This is a genomic window from Paenibacillus sp. B-A-8 (genome assembly GCF_048572915.1).
Classification (GTDB): domain Bacteria; phylum Bacillota; class Bacilli; order Paenibacillales; family Paenibacillaceae; genus Paenibacillus_AQ.
In genome coordinates this window covers 4050879-4069385 of sequence record NZ_CP183882.1, presented here as the reverse complement: position 1 = coordinate 4069385, position 18507 = coordinate 4050879, and the positions used below count along the sequence as shown (strand labels likewise).

At 44.2% G+C, this 18507-nt stretch carries 18 protein-coding genes; 17 read left to right on the top strand and 1 reads right to left on the bottom strand.

Translation table 11 applies throughout. The annotated features are described in order from the left end of the window. Window positions 1-115 precede the first annotated feature (115 nt). Window positions 116-1147 (top strand): ATP-binding cassette domain-containing protein, encoded by a 1032-nt coding sequence (locus tag ACN6MV_RS18145; RefSeq protein WP_419884561.1) that lies wholly within the window; start codon window positions 116-118, stop codon window positions 1145-1147. After that, entirely contained in the window at window positions 1144-1959 is an 816-nt protein-coding gene (locus tag ACN6MV_RS18140; protein WP_375103194.1) for an ABC transporter permease, read from the top strand. Before ACN6MV_RS18145 ends, ACN6MV_RS18140 begins: the two co-directional genes overlap by 4 nt. A gap of 64 nt (window positions 1960-2023) precedes the next feature. On the opposite strand, the gene ACN6MV_RS18135 is transcribed toward ACN6MV_RS18140, so the two are convergent. Continuing rightward, entirely contained in the window at window positions 2024-2674 is a 651-nt protein-coding gene (locus tag ACN6MV_RS18135; protein ID WP_375103193.1) for a TetR/AcrR family transcriptional regulator, read from the bottom strand. 197 nt (window positions 2675-2871) lie between these two features. On the opposite strand from ACN6MV_RS18135, the gene ACN6MV_RS18130 reads away from it, so the two are divergent. The 15 genes from ACN6MV_RS18130 to ACN6MV_RS18060 all read left to right on the top strand — a co-directional run bounded on the left by ACN6MV_RS18130 (window position 2872) and on the right by ACN6MV_RS18060 (window position 18503). Further along, a complete protein-coding gene (locus ACN6MV_RS18130; protein ID WP_341115915.1) occupies window positions 2872-3657 on the top strand; it encodes an SDR family oxidoreductase in 786 nt (261 codons plus the stop codon). Window positions 3658-3805: 148 nt separating this feature from the next. Beyond that, window positions 3806-4525 carry an SDR family NAD(P)-dependent oxidoreductase gene (locus tag ACN6MV_RS18125; RefSeq protein ID WP_042128596.1) on the top strand — a complete coding sequence of 240 codons (720 nt, stop codon included), beginning with the start codon at window positions 3806-3808 and terminating at the stop codon, window positions 4523-4525. A 251-nt stretch (window positions 4526-4776) separates the two neighbouring features. Then, entirely contained in the window at window positions 4777-5103 is a 327-nt protein-coding gene (locus ACN6MV_RS18120) for a PadR family transcriptional regulator (RefSeq protein WP_042128594.1), read from the top strand. 6 nt (window positions 5104-5109) lie between these two features. Further along, the gene (locus tag ACN6MV_RS18115) at window positions 5110-6081 is read left to right on the top strand and encodes a permease prefix domain 1-containing protein (protein WP_419884560.1); all 972 of its coding nucleotides are present in this window, start codon (window positions 5110-5112) and stop codon (window positions 6079-6081) included. A gap of 260 nt (window positions 6082-6341) precedes the next feature. After that, complete coding sequence (locus ACN6MV_RS18110; protein WP_419884559.1) at window positions 6342-7100, top strand: YveK family protein; 759 nt, start codon at window positions 6342-6344, stop codon at window positions 7098-7100. Further along, window positions 7048-7755, top strand: a complete 708-nt coding sequence (locus ACN6MV_RS18105; protein ID WP_419884558.1) for a CpsD/CapB family tyrosine-protein kinase — start codon at window positions 7048-7050, stop codon at window positions 7753-7755. The genes ACN6MV_RS18110 and ACN6MV_RS18105 overlap by 53 nt, the downstream gene beginning before the upstream one ends. Continuing rightward, entirely contained in the window at window positions 7728-8996 is a 1269-nt protein-coding gene (locus ACN6MV_RS18100; RefSeq protein ID WP_076118908.1) for an oligosaccharide flippase family protein, read from the top strand. Before ACN6MV_RS18105 ends, ACN6MV_RS18100 begins: the two co-directional genes overlap by 28 nt. Window positions 8997-9031: 35 nt before the next feature. Further along, on the top strand, window positions 9032-10294 hold the full coding sequence (locus ACN6MV_RS18095; protein ID WP_419884557.1) for an O-antigen ligase family protein: 1263 nt from the start codon (window positions 9032-9034) through the stop codon (window positions 10292-10294). Next, the gene (locus tag ACN6MV_RS18090) at window positions 10227-11540 is read left to right on the top strand and encodes a glycosyltransferase family 4 protein (RefSeq protein WP_419886776.1); all 1314 of its coding nucleotides are present in this window, start codon (window positions 10227-10229) and stop codon (window positions 11538-11540) included. The genes ACN6MV_RS18095 and ACN6MV_RS18090 overlap by 68 nt, the downstream gene beginning before the upstream one ends. 62 nt (window positions 11541-11602) lie before the next feature. Further along, window positions 11603-13513, top strand: a complete 1911-nt coding sequence (locus ACN6MV_RS18085) for a polysaccharide biosynthesis protein (RefSeq protein ID WP_042128579.1) — start codon at window positions 11603-11605, stop codon at window positions 13511-13513. 3 nt (window positions 13514-13516) lie between these two features. Continuing rightward, complete coding sequence (locus ACN6MV_RS18080) at window positions 13517-14635, top strand: LCP family protein (protein WP_375103189.1); 1119 nt, start codon at window positions 13517-13519, stop codon at window positions 14633-14635. Window positions 14636-14659: 24 nt separating this feature from the next. Next, complete coding sequence (locus tag ACN6MV_RS18075) at window positions 14660-15286, top strand: sugar transferase (protein WP_156114824.1); 627 nt, start codon at window positions 14660-14662, stop codon at window positions 15284-15286. Beyond that, window positions 15283-16092 carry a GNAT family N-acetyltransferase gene (locus tag ACN6MV_RS18070; protein ID WP_042128575.1) on the top strand — a complete coding sequence of 270 codons (810 nt, stop codon included), beginning with the start codon at window positions 15283-15285 and terminating at the stop codon, window positions 16090-16092. Before ACN6MV_RS18075 ends, ACN6MV_RS18070 begins: the two co-directional genes overlap by 4 nt. Before the next feature lie 78 nt (window positions 16093-16170). Further along, complete coding sequence (locus tag ACN6MV_RS18065) at window positions 16171-17277, top strand: GNAT family N-acetyltransferase (RefSeq protein ID WP_042128574.1); 1107 nt, start codon at window positions 16171-16173, stop codon at window positions 17275-17277. A gap of 59 nt (window positions 17278-17336) precedes the next feature. Further along, on the top strand, window positions 17337-18503 hold the full coding sequence (locus tag ACN6MV_RS18060) for a DegT/DnrJ/EryC1/StrS family aminotransferase (RefSeq protein WP_042128572.1): 1167 nt from the start codon (window positions 17337-17339) through the stop codon (window positions 18501-18503). Window positions 18504-18507 lie beyond the last annotated feature (4 nt).

The window sequence follows — 18507 nt, the reverse complement described above, 5'->3', positions numbered from 1 at the left end:
TTGTTTTCATTGAAAATAAATGGATAAGTTTAACTCCGTTTAAACCATCGTTTAAATTCAGTTTATAAATGGGGTTTACTATCAACATATAATCTGAAACGTTGGGGGAATTACTATGGTGCAAGTACAGAACAAGATTCTAACACCAGACCATAACGAGTGGGCCGTCGAGGCGCGGGGACTGGTCAAAACATTTGGAGATAATCGCGCGGTGGATGGCGTGAATTTGAACGTGAAAGCAGGTACGATCTATGGCGTACTTGGGCCGAATGGGGCAGGAAAGACTACCGTCATTCGGATGCTGGCAACCTTACTTCGTCCCGATGCAGGTACTGGGCGAATCTTCGGGCATGATGTGGTGAAGGAGTCGCAGATTGTTAGGCAATTAATTGGTGTGACAGGACAATATGCCTCCGTCGATGAGTCATTAAGTGCTACAGAGAATCTTATCATCTTCTCTCGGCTATTAGGGCTTGGGCGCGCAGAGTCGCGGAAAAAAGCAACAGAATTACTGGAAGAGTTTGGTCTGACTGAGGCGGCTAAACGGCCTCTTCGAAATTTCTCTGGCGGTATGCGTCGCCGTCTGGATTTGGCAGCTAGCCTTATTGCACAACCACCTTTAATTTTCCTAGATGAACCAACTACAGGGCTTGATCCTCGCACTCGTTCACAGATGTGGGATACTATTCGTCGATTGGTGAATACGGGATCAACGGTTCTTCTGACTACACAGTACCTTGAAGAAGCAGATCAACTGGCTGATCGGATCGCAGTTATCGATCGTGGGCAAGTCGTTGCAGAGGGGACAGCGGATGATTTGAAAGCGTCTGTGGGTACCACATCACTACACCTGAAGGTTCAACATCTAAAAAATATTGAACTAGCCCGACAGCGTGTGGAACATGTGCTCCAAATTCAGTCCGTGGTATCGTACGAAACTGGGAAAATAACGGCACCGATGGCGGACGCTGATTTAGTTACAGACCTACTTATTGCACTTCGTGAGGAAGGTATTCACTTGGCTGAGATGAGTGTGCAGAAACCGACGCTTGATGAAGTATTCCTAACGATTACAGGTCATGGTGCTACGGATAAAGCGCCAACAGCGTCCCAAGAGTCAAATGTTAAGGAGGCAGCAAGAGTATGAGAACCACTACAATAAATTCGGGTGTTAACCGCCCATTGAAAAACCATACGAGCTTTCGGCAATCTGTACGCAACTCGTTAACGATGGCTTATCGTGGGATACTGAAAATTCGACGTACTCCTGAGCAATTGTTCGACGTTACACTTCAGCCAATTATTTTCACGCTGATGTTTACCTATATCTTTGGAGGGGCTATATCTGGTGACGTGGTAAGTTATTTGCCTGTTATTATCCCCGGTATACTTGTGCAGACTGTAATCACTACCTCCATCGTTACTGGCGTCCAATTACGTGAGGACATGGATAAAGGCGTGTTCGACCGATTCAAATCACTGCCAATAGCTCGAATAGCCCCGTTAGCGGGAGCTTTGTTGGCGGACACGATTAGATACACGATTGCTACTGTGCTTACATTTACCATGGGCTACATTATGGGTTACCGTCCTGATGGCGGTCTGGAACATGTCGCATTCGCTGCGCTTCTTGTTATTGTTTGTGCTTGGTCGATTAGCTGGATTTTTGCTTTCTTCGGTGTGATTGCACGGACTGCTTCTAGTGTGCAGGGGATATCAATGATTGTGTTGTTCCCACTTACGTTTCTATCTAATGCCTTCGTGCCTGTCGATACGCTGCCTAACTGGTTACAATGGTTTGTTAAAGTCAATCCAATCTCACATCTCGTTTCTGCCGTACGACAACTTACTAACTTTGGAACCGTAGGTTGGGATTTCAGTATCTCTTTGATTGGAGCAGCTGTCATCGTCGCAATATTTGCACCTATTACGGTACGTGCTTATATGCGTCGGACATAATTTGAAACGAAAAAAAACGGCAGAAATGCCGTTTTTTTGTATTCTCCGCAAAAATCCTCTTTTATTAATTATCGCTTCTAAAGAACGTATGAATTAAATTGGATACTGATCTATCATACAATGTTTTAGCAGTTTCTTCATTTTGAATATGTCCCCCAAAATGCAGATGAATGACGCCATGCAATGACGCCCACACCAGGTTCACAACAAGGAGGGGGTCTTTCTCGTTAATAAACCCTTGTTCGATGGCTTCTGTAATAAGGGCTATCACTTGTTGTAGTGCCGTAAAGATAGCATGTAAACTATCCTCCTCCGGTTTGAATTCGCTAAAGGCCCCTCCGAACATAACCATATAATAGCTGGTATGATTCCGTGAGAAATCCCAATAAGCTTGTCCAAGATCGCGAAGATATAAATTTAGATTGTCTTGTTTTGGGACCGCTTGAAAGGCAGCAGCCAACAATTTACAGCCTTGCAGAAAAAGCTCCTTCGCTAAACCTTCCTTGTTTCCAAATAAGTTATAAATGATTTTTGTGGGACATTCCATTTTTTCAGCAACCTTGCGGATGGTTACACCTTCAGGTCCGGATTCATGCATAATGGCCGCAGCGGCTTCGATAATATTTAGTCTTAATATTTCTGCATGCTGTAGTTTTGCTTTTGGGTAGGTTGTAACGGATTGAGTATCTATAGAAGATATTTTGGATTTTTGCATGTAGTTTCACTTCCTTAGAACTTTACTTTAGCTTTTTTCAAATAGCCGTTAATTCTAAACCTTATTTTACTGATGTAGAAGAGAAATAGCCAATAATTAAATGTAGAACTTTATTTGACAACGCAACCTCACATGGATACAATGATTCATATTGAAACACTGTTTCTAAGTGGTCATTAAAGGGGGAGATGATAGCCATGATACTTATTCAAAATAAATGGACATTAATTACGGGTGCTTCTTCAGGAATAGGTGAAGCGTTTGCTCGAGAACTTGCAGCCAAAGGAAGTCATTTGATATTAGTCGCCCGTTCCGAAGATAAATTGATCGCTTTAGCGGAAAAATTACGAAGAGAATTTCATATTCAAGCGGAGGTTTTAGTTGCTGATTTATCGCTAGAAGGTTCTCCTAGCAGGCTCTATCAACAATGTATGGAACGTGGTTTGAACGTTGATATTCTTATTAATAATGCAGGTTTTGCTACGTATGGGCTTTTTGAACAACTGTCTGGTCCAAGACAACATGAAGAGGTGATGCTAAATGTTTTGGCGGTAGTAGATCTGACCCATTTATTTTTGCCAGAGATGTTAAGAAGAAAAAGCGGAGTGATTATAAACGTTGCATCAACAGCAGCATTTCAACCTCTCCCTAATATGGCTGTATATGGAGCGACAAAAGCTTTTGTATTATCATTTACACAAGCACTATGGGAGGAAAATCGGAAACGGGGAGTACAATTTCTTGCGTTATGTCCAGGGTCTACGGAAACAGAATTTTTTAATGTTGTGGGAGCCGATGAAGCTTCAGTAGGGAAACGAGATACTCCAGAAAATGTGGTTCAAGTCGCTCTTCGGTCGCTTCAAGCTAGAAAAATATTTGCTGTTCCAGGATTTACAAACTATATTTCAGCTCAAATGTCACGGCTTTTCACACGTAAACAAATGCTTTATTTTGTAGGACGTATGCTCCGTACGCGACATTAATAGCTCAGCATTTTGCTTCGATGAAGTAAACGCAGGTTTTGTCGCTTAACCCAAATGAGACAGCTTCACATAAAACCCTACATCTTCATGTTCATCGATGGTAATATGATATGAAAATAAAATGATAAACATGGGAAAGGGAGACAGAATGAGAAACTATCTGATTTTGGGGGCAAGTAAAGGTTTGGGAGATGCATTTGTGAAAGGGTTACCTGAGTCTGGCGATCAAGTTTGGATCGTTTCCAGAAGCAGGCCAGGCAGTCTCGATCTTAATGATGGTATAAAAAGAATCTGGATTGCAGTAGATTTATCGCAGCCAGATGCCGCACAAGTCTTATCAAAGAGCATTCAAACGGAGAAACTGGATGTTCTAGTTTATAACGTAGGCATTTGGGAAAAAGAAGGCTTTGAGTCTCACTATACGTTTGACAAAGATGAGGCAAGTGACATTGCCAACATAATAAATGTGAATATAACATCAACAATTACCTGCATACAGGCAGTACTGCCTAATCTTCGCCAATCGGAGGCAGGGAAAATTATTCTAATTGGCTCCACAGCAGGTCTGGATCATACCAATAACGCCCAGGTATCCTTTGTAGCTTCCAAGTTCGGTCTGCGTGGCATTACTCATGCATTACGAGAGCATGTTCGCAAGGATGGCATTGCTGTTACTTGTGTGAATCCGGGTGAGTTGGCAGCAGAAATTCCTTATGAAGATGGCGTGGAAAAAGCAATTGCAGAATATAGCGGCACAAGAATTCCTGTTCAGGACATTGTCTCCATTGTGAAATGTGTCGTTAACCTCTCTAGCGCTTCCTGTGTCAAAGAAATTCAAATTCCTGCAATGTCTGATTTGAATGCATAATAAATCTTAGTTGCCCTGTTCATAATTTTACAAAAGCCGCTATCTATGGATTACCTATGATAGCGGCTTTTTGCTGTGGTATAAGGCTGTATAGGATTTCTATTAGGGTCATAAAAAGCATGCTCATTTATAGCATAGAACCAGTTAGGTTTTTTTTGCCTATTTTTCCCTAAACTACTTCATCTGTCGTAGTAATTATGTTATACTGCAACTACTACGACAGATGAAGTAATCGAGGAGGTCTACCATTATTGATCAGCAGTGATGTTATACGCGGTTACAATGATACGCTGATCCTCTTCATGCTGCTGGATGGAGAATCCTATGGGTATGAAATTTCTAAAAACATCAGGCAGTTGACGCAGGAGAAGTACATTATGAAGGAGACAACCTTGTATTCCGCTTTTACCAGGTTAGAGAAGAACGGTTACATTGAATCCTTTTTCCAGGATGAGAGTCTCGGTAAGCGGCGTACGTATTATCGGATTACTTCGCTAGGTCTCGCCTATTATAAGGAGAAATGTGAGGAGTGGAAGGTTACTCAGGAAGTTGTTAACCAATTTATCAGAGAGTGGTGATAGAGCATGGAGACGATTGTAGTATATCTGGATAATATGTTCGCTAACCTTCCAAAAACTCCGGAACTGGAGCGTTTGAAGCGAGAACTGCTGTATGGTATGGAGGAGAAGTATCAGGAGTTGAAACATGATGGCAAGTCGGAAAATGAAGCGATCGGTGTCGTTATTTCGGAATTCGGTAATATTGAAGAGTTGACCGCTGAGCTCGGTATCCAGCCTGTCGAATCGGTGCAGGTTGTGAATGTTCCTGTGCTAACAGAAGAAGAGGCTTACGCTTATGTGGCTGCCAGACGTAGTGCAGGGATGTGGACTGGTATCGGCGTTTTTCTATGTGCATGTGGAGTGGCGTTTTTGATTGGTCTTGATACACTGTTTGAACATAAAAATGCTATAGTGGCTGATAAAGGCTCGATGTTAGGGCTTGTAGGAATGTTCATGCTGGTTGCTGTTGCGGTGGGAATGTTCATCTATAGCGGAATGAAGCTTGAGCGATTCAAACGTCTGGAGCAGGGCTTTCAATTACCTTATGCGCTCAAAGCGGCACTTCAACTCAGCCAAGCCCTTTATGCTCCGACCTATCGCCTTTCACTGATTACAGGCGTTTGCCTGTGCGTGTTATCACCGGCTTTTATCTTCGCAACTTCATTTGTTAACGATGACTATACTCCATATGGAGTTGTTGCCTTTTTACCGATCGCGGCAGTGGCGGTGTTTCTGTTCATCTATTACGGTAATATCCAAGGTGCATATACGAAGCTGCTGGAGGAGCCGATAATTACTGCACAAAAGAAGGAAGAGGACCGATTTATAGGAGCTGTGGGGGCGATATTGTGGCCTTTGGCGACAGTGATCTTCTTGTTCACAGGATTTGTCTATCAGCGCTGGGATGTCAATTGGGCCGTATTCCCGATTGCCGGCATTCTCTCTGGCATGTTCAGCAATATCTATCATATTACGAAACGTAAAAATGTCTCCTAAGAGGTTCTCAACAATCATGATTTAAATAAATAGGAGAGTAACGCAAGGAATAAAATAGGCAGTTTACCAGTATCAACTAACTGGTAGGCTGCCTATTTGTGTTGAAGTTTAATAGAGCGCTTTCGTGGATCTATTAAAACAGTAGACTAATAAATTTTCAGCTTATATTGGACATATATTGGGCGGACGAGAATATGAATATACAATAATACTCTTGTTGAAGAAGACGAAAATACATTAACGGTTAGGAGAAATGAGCGATGGAATTTGAACTGGGCAGCATTTTGAAGCTAGTAAAACGTAAGCTGCTGTTCATCATTGTGTTATGTATTGTTGCGGTCGGTCTCGCTAGCTTCGTTAGCTACTATGTTTTGAAGCCGAAATATGAGGCGACAGCTTCTATTCTTATTCAAGGGGACAGGCAGCAGAAGGCAATCAATGACATTATGGCTGGGCAAAAACTAGTAACCACTTACGGGGAAATTATCCGAAGCAGCAGAATTGCTGAGGAGGTCGTTAGAAGGCTGCAATTAAATATGACCCCTGAAAAACTATTAGAAAAAGTTAAGACAAGAACTAGTAGTGAGTCATTAGTGACGACGGTAATTGTTACGGATTCTAATGCTCAGCAGGCTACGGATATCGCAAACGGTTTTGGGGAGGCTTTTAACGAGAACATTCAAGCCATTATGGGGGTAGAAAATGTAGTGTTTCTCGACCGAGCCAAAGTTCCTTTTGAGGCGATCTCACCCAAGCCTGTCTTTAATATGGTCGTTGCTTTCGGACTTGCATTGATTGCTGGGGTCGCGTTTTCCATTCTACGGGAATTGGCAGAAAAACCTGTGAGGAGCGCCAAAAACATTCAGTTGGATTTGCAGCTTCCTCTGCTAGGAACGGTGGGGAAATTGAAACCACGGAAACGGCGGGCGAAGTCGAAATCCAATTCAGTAGAAGGAGCGACAAGACATGAAGAAGAAAACGCCAAAATTGTATTGCCTGGAACAACCGAAATCATCTAATGGAGATCAATTCCGAACGATTCGCTCCAATATTCGCTATACCCGAGTAGGTGGAGAAATCCGATCTTTATTAGTCACAAGCTCTCTTCCAAATGAAGGGAAGTCGACAGTAGCGATGAACTTGGCCATAGCTATGGCGGAAACGGGCAGAACCGTGCTGCTGATCGATGGAGACCTGCGCACGCCAACTGTGCATAAGGCATTCGATTTACCCAATTGGGTCGGGTTAAGTAGCATCCTAGTGGATCAAACCCGATTGGAGGATTGTATTTTTTCTATTGAGGATTCAGAGGGGCTTTCAGTACTGACCTCTGGTCCAATCTCACCGAATCCGGCGGACTTACTAGGATCAACAGGAATGAAGAGGTTATTTGCAGAGCTTAGTGTGCGATTTGATACGATTGTTATCGATTCTTCTTCGGTGTTAATGCCCTTCTCGGATGCGCTTATCTTGGCAAAGATGACTGAGGGTGTACTGTTAGTAGTTAAATCTGGGAAAGTGCTCTTGAAGCATACGAACTCTGCCAAACAGATGCTTGAGCAGCAAGGTGCACATGTATTGGGAGCAGTTCTGAATTATCGAAAAAGTAGCAAGCGTTACAAGATTCGCGGTGAAGATTTTGCCGATTGGGCTTCATCTTCTGGAATGGTCTAACGGATATGACCTTTGCTTCTCTTCGATATTTATTCGGGAATATCACTTATGCAGGTGCTCAGTTTGTGATTGTAATTCTGCTTAATAAGTTTGGATCATCCGAAATTGTTGGGCAATATTCGTTAGGTCTTGCTGTGACGGCTCCCATCTTCATGTTGTCGCATCTGCACCTGCGCTCGGTCTTGATAGTTGATGCCTCTGGGAAATATATTTTCGGAGATTTTTTTGGCCTTCGACTCGTGACAACCGCTGTTGCATTCACGATTACAGCGGGTTGTTGCATCGTCGGTGGTTTTGATTGGAATACAGCTATAGTCATATTTTTCATCGGATTGTATAGAATTGTTGAGTCGGTCAGCGATATTTTGTTGGGCATCGTTCAGAAGCAAGAGAAGTTAGATCAAATATCTTTCTCGAGAACCGCTAAAGGATTATTCTCCATACTTGCCTTCGCCCTCGTATTTATCCCTACTCAGAGTCTCATTCTAGCGTTGTTAGTCATGATCATCGGATGGTTAGCAATAACGATTGCATACGATGCTCGTAAAGCGAGAGTCTACACATCGCTCAGGCCACTTTTTAACAAAAGACAATTGTGGGGCTTGCTGATCATCAGTTCACCCCTAGGCATTGTGCTCGCGTTAATGTCGCTAAATACCAATATTCCATTATACGCAATCTCTTACTTTAAAGGGGAACATGATTTAGGTATATACGCTACGCTCTCATACATGATTGTTGCCTGCAACGTTATTGTTACTGCGCTCGGTGAAGCGATAACGCCACGTCTTGCCCGTTGGCATGCTGCTGGGCGTCATAAGGAGTTTGTTACTTTGCTCAGTCGAATGATTGCAATGGGGGTTGGAATTAGTGCGGTTGCTTGTTTGATCGGGTGGATATTTGGGTCTCAGGTGCTAACCCTTTTATTCAGTCCAGATGTGGCTGCAGAGATAGGTTTATTTCATTGGTTGCTCGTTTCTACCTTGTTGGTGTTTGTATCGTCTTACCTGTGGTATGCCATAACGGCTACGGGCAAGTACAAAGCGCAGATTCCGTTGTTTCTTTGTTCAGTAATCACTAATGGGCTTACTTGTCTGATCTTCGTACCCATTTTCGGGGTGATAGGTGCTGCAATGGGGGCTAGTTTGGCCTTATTCGTTCAGATGATTGGCAGTGTGATCGTGCTTTACTTGGTAATTCGTCAGGCAAGGAAACAGGTACAACGGGAATTGGCCGCATAAGTGAGGCAATTTCTCATACGAAAGTAGGGGCTTGTATGACATCTGTATCCGTTGTAGGGAAACCCTACACCATGCGTAATTTATTTCTGTTTGCGGTTATGGGTTACATCATCTGCCTTCCGGCCCAAATTGACTTCGGTGGCGCCTTTCGAATCGCACCCTCTGATCTATTCTTGATGCTTGGTTTGTTTACGGCAGGTATACACCTCAAATTGGACCGAAGGCAGTTTAGTTCATGGCATTGGGGAATGTTGTTTATTTTCGTCCTTGCTTCATTTGTATCCATTTGGCGCAATGGATTCATTACGCAATACGCTCTATTGCAAAAAGATTTTGGGTTTATACTCCTGCTGCTGACGTATATCATGCTTGTTCAAGCTGTAGATAGCTGGGATCGGTTATATAAAATGCTACGTGCTTTTCTGATCAGCGTGCTGATCTTCAATAGTCTGGCTTTGTTCGACTTCTTTAGTGGAGTTAAGGTTCCGTATATGGTGCAAGATGGTCGTCTCTCTGGGATGTTAATTGATCCGAATGCATATGGCGGGTTACTAGTAACGGCTTTTGCCATTCATATCATGACGAGTGGGAACGGAGTGAAGCTACTTAGGGGATGGGTGAGCACGCTAGCGACGATTACCTTAGCCGGGGGAATCATGATGACCTTTTCGCGATCGTCATGGATTGGTCTGTTCCTTGTTCTACTTACGCTTCTCCTGACGAATCCTTCTCGACTTCTAAAGATCGGCATGGGGTTTAGTGTCGCGTTTGCAGCACTGCTGTTGTATAAAGGTACTGCTTATCTGGATGTACTTGGGAATATGGCTAGTAGACCCTCGCAGATTCAATCACGGCTTGACATCATTGGGAAGGCAGTAGATTGGATCGCCCAAAGTCCATTATTAGGGATTGGACTTGGTAGCTATAACTATGAATTGCGGATTATTATCCATAATACTCCGATTTGGTTTATGACGGAATTTGGCTTACTAGGCTTGATCGTGTATGGCGGCTTCATGATCTGGTTCTTCATCGTCGGGCTCCGTTCTTATCGCGCGGCAGATAAGGTGAACAGACCGATCATTATGGCATTACTGCTATCTCACGCAGCGATGATTGGACTTTCGATGGGCATTGAAGCCTTATTCCAGCGGTACTGGTGGTTCATGATGGCTATGAACGCGGCTTGCATCCGATTAACGAATACGGGGTGGAAAGGAGTGATGCGGTATCGAACCAAAGGCATCGAAAAGACAACCGGCCGAAAGCTACGACAACAAGCAGAACAAGCGCAATAACAAGAGGTTCGGGAGCATACCTGCTGAAGACTGTGGGCCGGTAAGAGTCGCTTTTGTAGCCTCCATTTTTGGGCATTTTGAGAGTTTCCATCTACCTTACATGGAGTTGTTGCAGCAAAAGGGATGTGAAGTGCATGCTTACGCACAACCTGGTGAAGCGAGATTACGGTTAGAAGAGAAGAGAATCCTCTGCCATGATGTGCCCATCCAGCGCAGTCCTTTGCAGATGCAGAACTTGGCGGCTCTAAGGATGTTAACGGAAAGCTTCAAGAAGGAGGGGTTTCAGTTCGTCCATGTACATACGCCAGTTGCTTCGATTCTCGGACGGATTGCAGCCTATAGAGCAGGTATACCTTGCACATTGTATACAGCTCACGGCTTTCATTTTTTCAAGGGAGCCCCTTTAGTGAATTGGATGCTTTATTATCCGTTGGAGCGGTTAATGGCTCGCTGGACAGATGTGCTGATCACCATAAATAGTGAAGATTATACACGTGCCCAGAAATTTTCTGTACGGAAAAAAGTGATCTATGTGAGTGGTGTAGGACTCGATCTCCAGGTTTACAGCAGCGAACGTGATCATCCTGAAGTTGAGGCAGAGAAGGCAGATAGGCGGCGCCAACTATTTGATCTTCCAAAGAGTGAGCATGATGAACCGCCCTTTGTCATCCTATGCGTTGCTGAGCTTAACGCCAACAAGAATCAGAAGCAGTTGATTGAAGCGCTGGGTCAGTTAGGGGCTCGAGCTGCTAATATTCATCTGGCTTTTGCGGGTACGGGGCCGCTTGAGCAGACACTATTGGAACTTGCTAATCGGCTAGGTGTCAGCGATCGCGTGCATATGCTTGGATATCGTAGAGATATTCCCGAACTGCTTAGAGCTTGTGATGTTGCTGCACTTGTGTCCTATCGGGAGGGATTACCTCGGGCGATTATGGAGGCGATGGCAGTAGGAAAACCTGTTATCGGTACACATATTCGGGGGATTCGTGATTTGATCGAACATGAGTCAACAGGCATGTTAGTTCCCGTTGATGATATTGTCGCTACCGCTAAGGCATTTATTCAACTACGAGATGATTCAGCATTAACCACAGCGATGGGAGAAACAAACAAGGAGAGTATCATTCGCTACGGATTGCCTGCAGTGCTCCGTGAAATGGACTCGATCTATATAGAAGCATTGAATAAGGAGGAAAGAAAGAGAGTTCCGTCTGAAATGCAACCTAGCCTGTCGGGAGATTGATCATTCACTCACACATAAAAGTCGAGTAAATGAACTTTTAGTTAATTAGGGAGAAAGAAGTGATGAGAATGCGGATCGTCCGTTTGGTCATGTTGGATGCGGGGATTATTGCGGCTTCAGTGTGGCTTGTGTTTTTACTTCGGTTTGATTTTCAAATCCCTGAGATGTACGTGTGGATGCTTCCGTGGGCTATATTGATTCACATTGCGGTGTATGCGGCCTTCTCATTTGGATTCAAAGTGTATAACAATATTTGGCGATACACGGGAATGAGAGAGTTATTGCAGCTGCTGAAAGTGAGTGTATTAACACTTGTTGGCGTGATTGTTGTCAACGTATCCGCACACGCAGTAGTTCCTTCCTATCGACTACCGATTTCTATTTATTTTGCAGCGGGTTATGTGTTCCTCGGCATTGTTGGGTTACGAATGGTTAAACGTCTTCTTAATGATGGGTTTGAGACAACGGGTACGAAGGAGGCCTTCGAAGGTAATCTTCTAATCGTAGGGGCTGGTAAGGCAGGAATCCTCGTTACGAAAGATATCAAGCATTCAAGGTTCAAATTTATGAATCCGGTCGCCTTCATTGATGATGATATATCCAAACAAAAGCTGGAAGTAATGGGGCTCCCGATTGTGGGTAACCGAAATTTCATTCCAGAAGCCGTGGATCAGCTGGATATTGCATTCATTATTATTGCCCTTCCGACAGCACCACAAAACGACTTAATGGAGATTATCGAAATCTGCAAGTCAACCAAAGCACAGGTTAAGCTAATGCCTAGTATGACAGAAATTTTGGACGGGAAAATGGCAGTTAATCGAATCCGTGAAGTGTCCGTAAATGATTTGCTGGGAAGAACTCCTGTTGAGATTAACACTGAGGAGATTCGCGAGAATTTAGGGAGTGAGTGTATCCTCATCACGGGTGCTGGAGGCTCCATCGGTTCGGAACTGTGCCGGCAGCTAGCTGCATATCGTCCGAAGGAAATGCTGCTTCTTGGGCATGGTGAGAACAGCATTTACCTGATTGAACAAGAGCTGCGTCAGCTATATCCCGATCAGAAGATTCAACCCATCATAGCGGATATTCAAGATGTGTCGCGGATCGATAGTGTATTTCAAAATTTCCGACCTACGATCGTGTATCACGCCGCAGCGCATAAACATGTTCCACTTATGGAGATGAACCCGGTCGAGGCGGTTAAGAACAACGTTATCGGAACAAGGAATGTTGCGGAGGCGAGCGCCAAATATGGTGCAAAGCGGTTCATTCTCATCTCTTCAGACAAAGCGGTTAATCCAACCAGTGTCATGGGAGCTACGAAGCGGGCTGCAGAAATGATTATTAATGATCAGAATTCATCCAGCAAGACGGTTTTTGCCGCTGTCCGTTTCGGAAATGTACTCGGTAGCCGGGGAAGTGTTATTCCGTTATTCAAAAGACAGATTGAGAGTGGTGGCCCGGTTACAGTCACCCACATGGATATGGTGCGGTATTTCATGACGATTCCTGAAGCGGTGCAATTGGTTATTCAAGCGAGTGTACTGGCACAAGGCGGCGAGGTGTTCGTGCTTGATATGGGTAAGCCAGTTCGGATATACGATCTAGCAAGAGATTTAATACGTCTGTCCGGCTTAGAACCCGATAAAGATATCCCCATTGTGATCACAGGTATTCGTCCTGGAGAGAAATTATATGAGGAACTCCTGACGGAAGAGGAAGGATTGATGGTTACCAATAACTATCGCATCATGATCAGTCGTCCTCAAAGTGTATCCAGATCTGAATTGAATTTGGTTCTTGGAGTTCTGGAGAATTTGTGCAAACGGTACGAATTTGTGCCGAGCAGTTATCAAATTAAGAAATTATTAAAGCAGCTTATTCCGAGCTATTCGGGCTTTCAAGAAGAACCACAGGTTGTTACTCATGAGCTTGAACGGATCAAATCCGAAGTTCATGCGGGGATCTAAGTGATGAAGTCGTTTATGAGCAGTTGGAAAAAGAGATTGCATTTGCGTGGCAAGAGCGACAGGAATTTCACAAGAAAGCAAATAGTCATGAGGCGAATTGGAAGATTCGCCCTGATTGGTTTTCTAATTGTGATTGTCGTTGGTGGGATTTGGATTAGAGGGGTGTTAAATCCTGAACAGCGTTTTCAAAAGGCGGTCCTTAATCCATTGACGATACCTAGCTCTAAAATTTCTGTGGTTCCTGTGGGGAAAACGCAGTCGGAAGAGACTTCGAAAAGCCCAGTAAATACGGAGATTACGGTACCTCCATCATCTGAACCAACAGCGACAACATCTGCATCCGATAAAAAAACTTCATCCTTCAATGTTGTACTCATTGGAACTGATACGTGGGGCGGGGAGATTTCGCGTGCAGATACCATCATGGTTGTACATGTGATGCCGGAACAGCGGAAGGTGAACATCGTCTCTGTGCCGCGTGATACAAGGGTTTATGTACAAAATGTCGGATATACCAAAATTAACCATGCTCATATTGTTGGGGAATCCAAAGGTGGGAATGAGCAAGGAACACTGACGCTTATTCAAGCGGTGAGCGACTTTATGAATATCCCCATTCATCATTACATCAAGACGAACTTCTCAGGTGTTCGTGATTTCATCGATTCGATCGGTGGGATTGATATGGTGATCGATCAGGACGTGACCATAACGCCAGAGATTACCATCAAAAAAGGTGAACAGCATCTAGATGGCGTTCATGCACTCTATCTTGCAAGGGAGCGGTATTCTACTCCGAACGGTGACTTTAGTCGTCAAGAAGAGCAATTCAATATCGTTAGAGCTGTGGCCAATAAGCTACTCAGTCCTGAGCATCTTCCGGATCTGGCGGGATTACTACTCCATGAAAAGAAAGACATTATCGATACAAGCTTTAGCGACAGTGATTTGCTCAGCTTAGCTTGGTTATTCAAGGGGATAACTTCCGATGACTTTCAATACGAGCAGATACCAGGTAACAACAGTTTTGGTCCTGATCCGCTAGTTGGAACCAAGGTGTACTACTGGAGTGCTGATTTAAAACAGGTGAATTCACTTAAGGAACGTCTTTTTACGGATTAAGAGAAAGGCGGGAGGAGTACTAACATGTATCGCCATATGAAACGAGGCTTCGATCTTGTGGGAGCGATCGTTATGTTATGTATATTTAGTCCAGTCATGGCTGTGGTGGCGGTGTTGATTCGAATAAAGCTTGGAAGCCCAATCTTATTCAAGCAGCAGCGACCTGGACTGGGAGAGAAACCCTTCTTCATCTACAAATTCCGGACCATGGCTGAACTGTATGACACGCAGGGTCAACCGTTACCTGATGAGCGACGATACATCAAGTTTGGCGGAATCATCCGGAAGCTAAGTCTGGATGAATTACCGCAATTGGTGAATGTTGTTAAGGGAGAAATGAGCCTGATTGGTCCAAGACCTTTGCTCATGCGGTACAGCCCTTACTACTCCGAACAGGAGAGGCTGCGTTTCTCAGTAAGACCGGGAATTACGGGATTAGCACAGGTGTCAGGACGCAATACTTCGTCATGGAAAGATCGACTTTCGTATGATGTCACTTATGTCGAGAATTTAAGCTTCAGACTGGATGCGCTGATATTATGTAAGACCGTCTTGAAGGTGATTCGCCAAGATGATGTTGTAGCCAATCCAGGTCGGCATAGCCTTCCTCTGGATGAGTATAGGCTGAATAAAAAGGAGGGCCAGGCATGAATGTGCAGTTTAGACCGCTGCATGAAGACGATATACATCATGCATGCCGGCTCTTAAAGAGCAACTTACCGGAGCATGTTTACAATCAAACGATATTTGCTTGTGCTGGTTATCCGGCATATCTACAAGCAGCTTGTAAGTGTGGAGGACATTCAGCCACATTATTGATTGGAGCTTATATTGGAGAAGCGCTCATTGGATTCGCTGAATGGCGAAGAATGGAACAAATGTTGGTTCTGAATAATTTAAATGTGGATGCGCCTTATCGTAAGGATGGTATTGGCGGCATGCTCATGGCATACGGAGAGAAATTAGCAAAAAGGGATGACATTAAGAAGTTGGTGCTGGATGTGTTCTCATGGAATGAACAGGCTCATGCTTGGTATCTTCGTCTGGGTTTTGTTGAAGAAGGACGTACTTATTGGTATGTGAGGGATTTGGATCGTTCATTCGTGGGTAGTGCAGATTTTATTGCTGCTGGATCACATATAGATGATGAGGAAGTGGCGTACATCATTGATGATTACCCGATGGCAGAGGCGCATCATCTAAAATACGGATTCTCTTCTTTTAGGATTAGAACGAAACAGAAGACTTCAGTTGTGGGGCGGCTCGGCGAGCGGTATTTTCGCATCCAACTGCAAAGTGGAGAGTGGGACGGCGGGGAATCACTAACCGATGTGTTACTCGACCTAGATCGTGAGAGAAAGTTGTTATTGCTCTCATCCGATGCATTCCTACGTGAGAGAGATCCTGCGCTAAGCTTAAGCACTGAAAGCATACGTATGATCAAAATATTGGATTAGCAGCGAACGCTTCCGAAGTAAGTTTTTTCGAAGTACCTCAAGGAAGGATACGCTAACTTAACTTTTAGGAGGTGACGTATGAGTAATTTCATTATACTTAACAGCTCGCTTTCTGAAGAATGGGATGCTTATTTGATTCAGATGGATAAGAAGGATATCTATTTCTCAGCAGAGTTTTTTCGAATGTTCGAGGATGATTTTCAACAGGCAGAGTTGTTTGTTTTTAAGCAGGGTGAGAAGCTCATCATTTATCCTTATTTACTACGTTCCATTAGTCATCTTCCAGCACTCATCCAACTGGGACTTGAAGGGGAATGGTACGACATCAGCACACCTTATGGATACGGGGGACCGATATCTAATGTGCCTAGAGGAGCGGAACGATCGGAGCTCTATCGACAATTCAGTGAAACGTTCACAGATTATTGCAGAGAGAAAAGAATTATGACCGAGTTCGTAAGATTTCATCCTTTCATAGGCAATGCTACCGAAGCCCAAAACGGGCTTATTGCGGAGTTGAATCGGAATACAGCATATATAGATTTGACCGTTGGCTCAGAGTCAGCACTAATTCAGAACTATGGCGGCAATCATAAAAGAAATATTCGTAAACTAAAGTCAGCGCCATTTACCATTCGAAAGTCGGAGCTTAAGGATCGGATTGAGCCTTTCACCGAATTATATTACGGCACGTTAGATGATTTACAAGCGGATCCCTTTTATTATTTTCCTCAAAAATTTATAGAAGATACAAGCCTTTTGCCAGAGGGACGGGTAGCGCTGTTCGAGGCGATGGATGGGGACAAGGCGGTAGCCGCAAGTATTGTGCTCCTTGATCGGCCCTGGATGCATTATCACTTATGTGGTTGGGATCGAGCTTATCTGCAGTGGTCACCCACCAAACTTCTCATCCACTCAGCAGCGGTGTGGGGGATGGAGAATGGATACGAAAAATTCCATCTCGGTGGAGGATATACAGGTAACGACGAACTATTTCAGTTCAAACAAAAATTTGCGACTCAACTAGAACCACTGGACTATTACCTAGGTAAGCGAATATTTTTCCCCGAGGTGTATGAACGAATAATGTCGCTCTATGACACCGGGGGGGCGGGGAATTACTTTCCACTCTACCGGCATCCCTCTTTTTTGAATCAAAATATCATGGACCATGCTCTGAAGTAAGTCAATAAGATATGTAATCCATTTGGATTAAAGCATCCAAATGGAGAAAGGAGCAAGGCATGAGTATTCGTCAACCAAGCATTCTACCACGAATCTTGTTATCTCCACCGCATGTGAGTGGACGTGAACAGGCTTATTTGGAGGATGCCATTCACTCTGGCTGGATCGCTCCCATAGGACCACAAGTCGATGCTTTCGAACGGGAGATGGCCTACTATACAGGTTCAAAGGGTGCACTTGCATTAAGCTCTGGAACAGCGGCAATTCATCTTGCACTGCGTCTTGCCGGCGTTTCTCAAGGAGATTACGTGATTTGTTCGACGCTCACGTTCGTAGCTAGTGCCAATCCTATTCTATATTTGGGGGCTACACCTGTATTCGTAGACTCAGAGCCGGAGACATGGAATATGTGTCCACTAGCCTTTCAACGGGCCTGCCAGGATTTGAATGACAGAGGGCTACTGCCGAAAGCAGCCGTTGTTGTCAATTTGTACGGGCAGAGCGCAGACATGGAGCCGATTGTAGAAATCGCGAATCGTTATGGTATTACATTGATAGAAGATGCGGCTGAATCTCTAGGTGCTTTTTATCATGGAAAGGCTAGCGGTACTTGGGGCCGCTTCGGAATTTATTCTTTTAACGGTAATAAAATCATTACAACCTCAGGTGGAGGTATGCTTGTATCGGATGATACCGAAGCGTTGGAACAGGCTCGTTTCTGGTCTACGCAAGCGCGTGACACTGCACCACATTATCAGCATTCCGAAATGGGTTACAACTACCGTCTCAGCAATCTGTTGGCAGCAATAGGCCGCGGTCAGTTGGAGCTACTAGAGGAAAGAGTTGAACGACGTAGATATATTTCTCAAGTGTATTTAGAACGATTGGGATCCGTTCCAGGTCTTCATTTTATGCCGGAAGCGCCTAATTGTCGCAGTACACGCTGGTTAAGTGCGCTAACGATTGATGAAGAGATCGCGGGCTTCTCCTCTAATCAACTTTTAAAGTGCCTGGAATTTAACAATATAGAAGCTAGACCTGTATGGAAACCACTGCATTTGCAGCCGCTGTTCGAGAATGCCTTCTATTATCCATACATGGAGGGACATAGTGTATCTGATCAATTGTTCACAAAAGGTGTATGTCTACCCTCTGGAAGCTCCTTATCGGATGATGATCTGGTTCGTATAATGGATGCAATAGAGTCATGCATTCAGAACCGCTGAATGT

What these genes read in the sequence shown, in the direction of transcription:
- ACN6MV_RS18105 (WP_419884558.1), top strand. Translation starts at nt 7,048, where the DNA reads ATGAAGAAGAAAACGCCAAAATTGTATTGCCTGGAACAACCGAAATCA.
- ACN6MV_RS18125 (WP_042128596.1), top strand. Translation starts at nt 3,806, where the DNA reads ATGAGAAACTATCTGATTTTGGGGGCAAGTAAAGGTTTGGGAGATGCA.
- ACN6MV_RS18110 (WP_419884559.1), top strand. Translation starts at nt 6,342, where the DNA reads ATGGAATTTGAACTGGGCAGCATTTTGAAGCTAGTAAAACGTAAGCTG.
- ACN6MV_RS18095 (WP_419884557.1), top strand. Translation starts at nt 9,032, where the DNA reads ATGACATCTGTATCCGTTGTAGGGAAACCCTACACCATGCGTAATTTA.
- ACN6MV_RS18080 (WP_375103189.1), top strand. Translation starts at nt 13,517, where the DNA reads ATGAAGTCGTTTATGAGCAGTTGGAAAAAGAGATTGCATTTGCGTGGC.
- ACN6MV_RS18085 (WP_042128579.1), top strand. Translation starts at nt 11,603, where the DNA reads ATGAGAATGCGGATCGTCCGTTTGGTCATGTTGGATGCGGGGATTATT.
- ACN6MV_RS18070 (WP_042128575.1), top strand. Translation starts at nt 15,283, where the DNA reads ATGAATGTGCAGTTTAGACCGCTGCATGAAGACGATATACATCATGCA.
- ACN6MV_RS18140 (WP_375103194.1), top strand. Translation starts at nt 1,144, where the DNA reads ATGAGAACCACTACAATAAATTCGGGTGTTAACCGCCCATTGAAAAAC.
- ACN6MV_RS18135 (WP_375103193.1), bottom strand. Translation starts at nt 2,674, where the DNA reads ATGCAAAAATCCAAAATATCTTCTATAGATACTCAATCCGTTACAACC.
- ACN6MV_RS18145 (WP_419884561.1), top strand. Translation starts at nt 116, where the DNA reads ATGGTGCAAGTACAGAACAAGATTCTAACACCAGACCATAACGAGTGG.
- ACN6MV_RS18130 (WP_341115915.1), top strand. Translation starts at nt 2,872, where the DNA reads ATGATACTTATTCAAAATAAATGGACATTAATTACGGGTGCTTCTTCA.
- ACN6MV_RS18060 (WP_042128572.1), top strand. Translation starts at nt 17,337, where the DNA reads ATGAGTATTCGTCAACCAAGCATTCTACCACGAATCTTGTTATCTCCA.
- ACN6MV_RS18115 (WP_419884560.1), top strand. Translation starts at nt 5,110, where the DNA reads ATGGAGACGATTGTAGTATATCTGGATAATATGTTCGCTAACCTTCCA.
- ACN6MV_RS18075 (WP_156114824.1), top strand. Translation starts at nt 14,660, where the DNA reads ATGTATCGCCATATGAAACGAGGCTTCGATCTTGTGGGAGCGATCGTT.
- ACN6MV_RS18065 (WP_042128574.1), top strand. Translation starts at nt 16,171, where the DNA reads ATGAGTAATTTCATTATACTTAACAGCTCGCTTTCTGAAGAATGGGAT.